Raw genomic sequence first — 5,241 nt, forward strand, 5'->3', positions numbered from 1 at the left:
AAAATTGAGGGGGTATTTTGTCTCTAATTCTGCAACATCCATGCGCTTTCCTCCGTATCGGTTCCCTACCTTGACCGCTGCTCAATGCCAGAACCAGTCAGCTGGCCGAAAAAAAACAAGCGATGGTCGCGACTACGCGACCACCACTTGTCTGGCGGGGAACTCTATTATTGTGAATTTGGCGTCTCTCTAAATTTACCGTTTTTAATGATAAATCAAATCAGGCGCAGAGACCACAATTTTTTTAGAAAATCTCGATCAGGTAGCTGTGATCAAAGGTCGTGATCGGGTCCAGCTTGTTGATGCCGAGCTTCTTAGTGAAGTCACCGGTCGCATCGATAGTGTCGGCAATCCCCCACCACGGCTCCAGGCAGACAAAGTTGCCGGTTTTCGGGTACGGGCTCCAGACGCCCATGAACGGCGCATCGGCCACCGTCAGCATCACGCCGTGGCGCGTCTTATCCGACCGCAGTGAGAACGCCGAGCGGCCGTTCAGCTCGTAAATCACCGCGTCATTCTTAAAAAAACTCGTGGTGCAGCTGCAAGTTGGCATCGGTCGAGGCAAGCGTGCGGTGGGCGTAGTCAATGCCCTGGCCAGCCACCAGCGGCACGCGGACCCGCGACTTCAGCGGCTGGAAACCCAGGTAGTAATCCTCGAACTTCGTGTCGTCAGTCAGCGGGACCTGGAAGCCAGGGTGGCCGCCGATACTGAAGTACAGCGGATCCTTGTTGTCCGGGTTTTCCACGTGGTACGTCACGGTCAGGCCGTTGTTCTCCAGCAGGAAGGTCAGCTTGAGCACAAACTTGAACGGGTACATCTTCAGCGTTTCGGCATCGTCGGTCAGGGTGAACACCGCCGCGTCTTGGACTGCTGCTCGACGGCAAAATCGCGGTCCCGCGCAAAGCCGTGCTGGGTCATGTGGTACGTCTGACCGTTGTAGCGGTACTCATCGTTCTTCAGCGCGCCAACAATGGGAAACAGCACCGGCGCGTGGCGTTTCCAAATACGGGGATCCGCCTGCCAGATATATTCCCGGTCGGTGTTGTTGTTGATGATGCTGGTCACTTCGGCGCCGTGCGGGTCGATCGTGACCGTGAGAAAATCATTGGTCAACGTTACCATTTAACTCATTCCTTTGATAAATATTGATTAGCCATAAAAGTCACTGGCTTTAATTAAACCATGAGAACGCTTCACTTTCAAGCCGAAAGCGCCGCGCAAAAAATGACGCGCCGCCTGGCCCGTCATTTTTTTGGTCGTCGGTTACAGAATGTACCGCGTCATGTTCTTATCCGCCGCAATGTCGCCAACCTTATCGTTGACGTACTTCTCGGTGATGGTGATGTCACCCATTTGCATGTCAGGGCCTTCGTACAGGACGTCCTCCAGCAGCTTCTCCAGGATCGTCGCCAGCCGCCGCGCGCCGATGTTGTCGGTGTCGCGGTTGACGTCGATGGCGATCTCGGCGATGCGCTCGATGGCCTCCTTGGTGAAGGTGACCTTGACGCCGTCGGTTTTGATCAGCGCCATGTACTGCTTGACCAGCGCGTTGTCCGGCTCAGTCAGAATGCGGACAAAGTCTTCCTTCGTCAGGTCCTTCAGCTCAACGCGAATCGGGAAGCGCCCTTGCAGCTCGGCGATCAGGTCGGACGGCTTGGCGGTGGCAAACGCGCCGGAGCCGATGAACAGCACGTGCTCGGTGTTCAGCGGCCCGTACTTGGTGTTGACCACAGAGCCTTCAACGATTGGCAAAATGTCGCGCTGCACGCCTTCGCGGGAGACTTCCCCTGAGGTGTTCTTGTTGCCCGCGGCGATCTTGTCGATTTCGTCAATGAAAATGATTCCGTTGTCCTGAGCCGACTTGATGGCATCGTGGTAAATGTCGGCGTGGTTGACCAGCTTGGCGGATTCCTCGCGAATGAAGACTTCGCGCGCTTCACGCACGGTCATGGTGCACTGCACTTTGCGCTTCGGCATCATCTGGCCCATCATGTCGGACAGGTCGATGCCCATGGCGCCCATGGTGTCACTGGCGCCGGCCGGCTTTTTGTCGTCCTCAACGGCCACCGTGATTTCCTTGTCCTCAAGCAGCCCTTTTTCGAGCTGGTCGGCGACGCTCAGACGCTGGTTGCGGATCTCGTCGTTGAGCTCGCCGTCTTCTTCCTTGGGCTGCTGCTGGACGCCCTCGCCGTTTTGCATGTTCTGCAGCATGGTCATCATCTCGGCCATCGGGTTTTGGGTCTTCTTTTCCTTCTTGATGGCTGGAACCAGCAGACGCACCAGGCGCTTGTTGGCCTCGCGGGTCGCACGGCCGCGCACATTCCCGTAGGCCTTGTCCTCTTCCATCTTGACGGCGGTGTCCGCCAGGTCGCGGACCATGGACTCCACGTCGCGGCCGACATAGCCGACCTCGGTGAACTTAGTGGCCTCGACCTTCACGAACGGCGCGTTGACGACCTTCGCCAGCCGGCGGGCGATTTCCGTTTTGCCGACCCCGGTGGGCCCGATCATCAGCAGGTTCTTCGGGGTGATGTCCTGCTGCATTTTCTCCGGCAGCTGCATCCGCCGGTAGCGGTTGTACAAGGCAACGGCGACGGCGCGCTTGGCCTCGTCTTGGCCAATGACGTACTTGTCCAGCGCCGCCACGATTTCTTTAGGTGTTTTAACTGACATAAGCGGCCTCCTTAAAAGCTTTCGACCCGAATGTTCTGGTTGGTGAAAATGTCGATGTTCGAGGCGATCTCAATGGCCTCCTTGGCGATGTCCTCCGCACTCATGTCGGTGTGGCGGATCATGCCATCGCGGCCGCCTGGGCGTAATTGCCGCCCGAACCGATGGCGATCACGTCAGCGTCTGGTTCAATGACCTCGCCTTGGCCGGAAATCAACAGCAGGTCGTCCTTATCCAGCGCGATCAGCTCGGCCTGCAGCTTTTGCAGCGTCGGGTCCTTGCGCCAGTCCTGGGCCAGCGCAACGGCCGAGCGCCGCAGGTTGCCGGCGTGGCTTTCCAGCTTCTTTTCCAGCCAGTCTTCCAGCGTGATGGCGTCGGCCACACCGCCGGCAAAGCCGATGACGACCTGGTCATTGTAAATGCGGCGGATCTTCTGGGCGTTGCCCTTCATGATCACTTTCTCGCCCAGGGTGACCTGGCCATCCCCGGCGATCGCGGTGTGCCCATTTTTTCTAACGGCTGCGATTGTTGTCATTGTTTAATCTCCTATCTGAGTAAAATGACGTTCTGTCATAATGGTTCCTAGTTTACCGGTCTGCCTGGCGCGAAACATCAGCCTTCGACTGATTTTAGCACTGTCTGGTCGAGAGTGCTTAATTGTGCCGGGGGTAATACTTCATGTAGTCCTGCTTCAGGTGGTCGGTCGTCATGTGCGTGTAGATCTGCGTGGTGGACAGACTGGCGTGGCCCAGCAGCTCCTGCACCGTGCGCAGGTCGGCGCCGTGGTTCAGCATGTGCGTGGCAAAACTGTGCCGCAGCATGTGGGGATGAATGTCGGCGGTCAGGCTGGTCTGCTTGATCAGCTGGTCGAGAATGTACTCGATGCCGCGCGAGGTGATGGGCTTGCCGCGCTGATTGACGAACACTACATTGGTGGGCTCGGCTTTTTTTTCATCAGCTGGACCCGGCCGTCCTTGAGGTAACGCTGCAGCGCCCGCTTGGCGTAATTACCGAACGGCACGTAGCGGTCCTTGTTGCCCTTGCCATGAATCAGCATGACTTCCAAGTCGAAATCGATCTGCGGCAGCGTCAGGTTCGCGCACTCGGACACCCGAATGCCGGTGCCGTACAGCACCTCCAGCAGCGCGTCGTTGCGCTGGTCCAGCGGCTTGTCGCCGGCGGTTGTGGTGAACAGTTCTTGAATCTCCTGCTCGTAGAAAAAAACTTGGCAGGTGGTTGTGCGACTTCTTGGTTTCGACCAGCTCAAACGGATTGACCGTGGCCTTGCCGACGCGGATCAGGTAGCGGTAAAAGCTGCGCATGCTGCTCATTTTCCGCGCCACCGAACTGCGCGCCAGCTTGCGGTCGGCCAGGTCGGAAAGATAGGTCTCCACGTCCAGCCGGTCGACTTTTTCAAACGTCGAAAAATGCCCACTGGCCTTCAGGCACTGGGTGAAGTCATCCAGGTCCTCGCGGTAGGCGTGCTGCGTGTCCTCGGTGTAATGGCGCTCCACCTTGAGATATTCCATAAACTCCTCGACTTCGTCCATGCGCTCACCTCCTGTCTTCTAGTTTAACGCAAACAGGACCGCCGCTGCCGGCGATCCTGTAAACGGTTAGGCTTGCTGAAGCTGACGCTGCTCAAGCGCCGCCAGCGCCCGGTCCGCGTAGGCCTGATTGCGCTCGATTTTATTCTTGATCGGCGTATCGAGGCTTTCCATGATCCCGAAGTTCGCGTTCATCGGCTGGAAGTGGCGCGGGCTGGTGTGCGTGATGTAATGCGCCATCGCGCCCATTTCCGTATCTGTCGAAAAAGTCTCGGTGGGCTCGCCCAGCGCCAGGTGCGCGGCGTTGATGCCGGCGATCAGGCCGCTGGCCGCCGACTCCACGTAACCTTCCACGCCGGTCATCTGGCCGGCGAAAAACAGGCCAGGGCGCTTGGTGCTTTCATAGGTGTCCTTCAGCACGACCGGCGAGTTCATGTACGTGTTGCGGTGCATGACGCCGTAACGGACGAACTCCGCGTGCTCAAGCCCTGGAATCATGCGAAAGACGCGCTTTTGCTCGCCCCACTTCAGGTGTGTCTGGAACCCGACCATGTTGTACAGGCTGGCGGCCGCGTTGTCTTGGCGCAGCTGCACCACGGCAAACGGCCCTTTGCCCGTGCGCGGATCGATCAGGCCGACCGGCTTGAGCGGGCCGAACAGCAGGGTCCGCCGGCCGCGCTGGGCCATCACTTCGACCGGCATGCAGCCTTCAAACACGGTGAGGTTTTCAAACTCGTGGCCTTCCGCGACCTGCGCGCTCATCAAGGCGTCCTGGAACGCGTAGTACTCGTCGCGGTTCATCGGGCAGTTGTAATACGCGGCCTCGCCGGTGTCGTAGCGCGACTGCTTAAAGGCGATGTCCGTATCAATCGAGCTGGCGTCAACGATCGGCGCGGCGGCGTCGAAAAAGTGCAGCCCGTCCTCGCCGTTCAGCGCGACGATCCGCTTGGCCAGCCCTTCAGCCGTCAGCGGGCCGGTCGCCACCACGGTGATGCCCTCCGGAAAATCATCGACCACCTCGTT

The 5,241-nt window shown here is 58.5% G+C and carries 2 protein-coding genes and 3 pseudogenes; all 5 read right to left on the reverse strand.

All coding sequences use genetic code 11. From position 1 onward, the window contains the following. Positions 1-244 precede the first annotated feature (244 nt). Positions 245-1,123, reverse strand: a pseudogene (locus JCM13995_RS12780) (aldose 1-epimerase family protein). A gap of 141 nt (positions 1,124-1,264) precedes the next feature. Next, positions 1,265-2,674 (reverse strand): ATP-dependent protease ATPase subunit HslU, encoded by a 1,410-nt coding sequence (gene hslU, locus JCM13995_RS12785; protein WP_054666287.1) that lies wholly within the window; start codon positions 2,672-2,674, stop codon positions 1,265-1,267. A gap of 11 nt (positions 2,675-2,685) precedes the next feature. Then, positions 2,686-3,206, reverse strand: a pseudogene (gene hslV / locus JCM13995_RS12790) (ATP-dependent protease subunit HslV). Positions 3,207-3,324: 118 nt separating this feature from the next. Beyond that, positions 3,325-4,221: pseudogene (gene xerC, locus JCM13995_RS16435) on the reverse strand (tyrosine recombinase XerC). A gap of 66 nt (positions 4,222-4,287) precedes the next feature. Continuing rightward, positions 4,288-5,241 (reverse strand): methylenetetrahydrofolate--tRNA-(uracil(54)-C(5))-methyltransferase (FADH(2)-oxidizing) TrmFO (gene trmFO / locus JCM13995_RS12800; RefSeq protein ID WP_054666290.1); only part of this gene is annotated, 954 nt, incomplete at its 5' end.

Source organism: Lacticaseibacillus camelliae DSM 22697 = JCM 13995, assembly GCF_001311195.1.
In the GTDB taxonomy this organism is placed as follows: Bacteria; Bacillota; Bacilli; order Lactobacillales; family Lactobacillaceae; genus Lacticaseibacillus; species Lacticaseibacillus camelliae.

Excerpts from the sequence above, each read along its gene's own strand:
- hslU (WP_054666287.1), bottom strand. The coding sequence starts at position 2,674 with ATGTCAGTTAAAACACCTAAAGAAATCGTGGCGGCGCTGGACAAGTAC.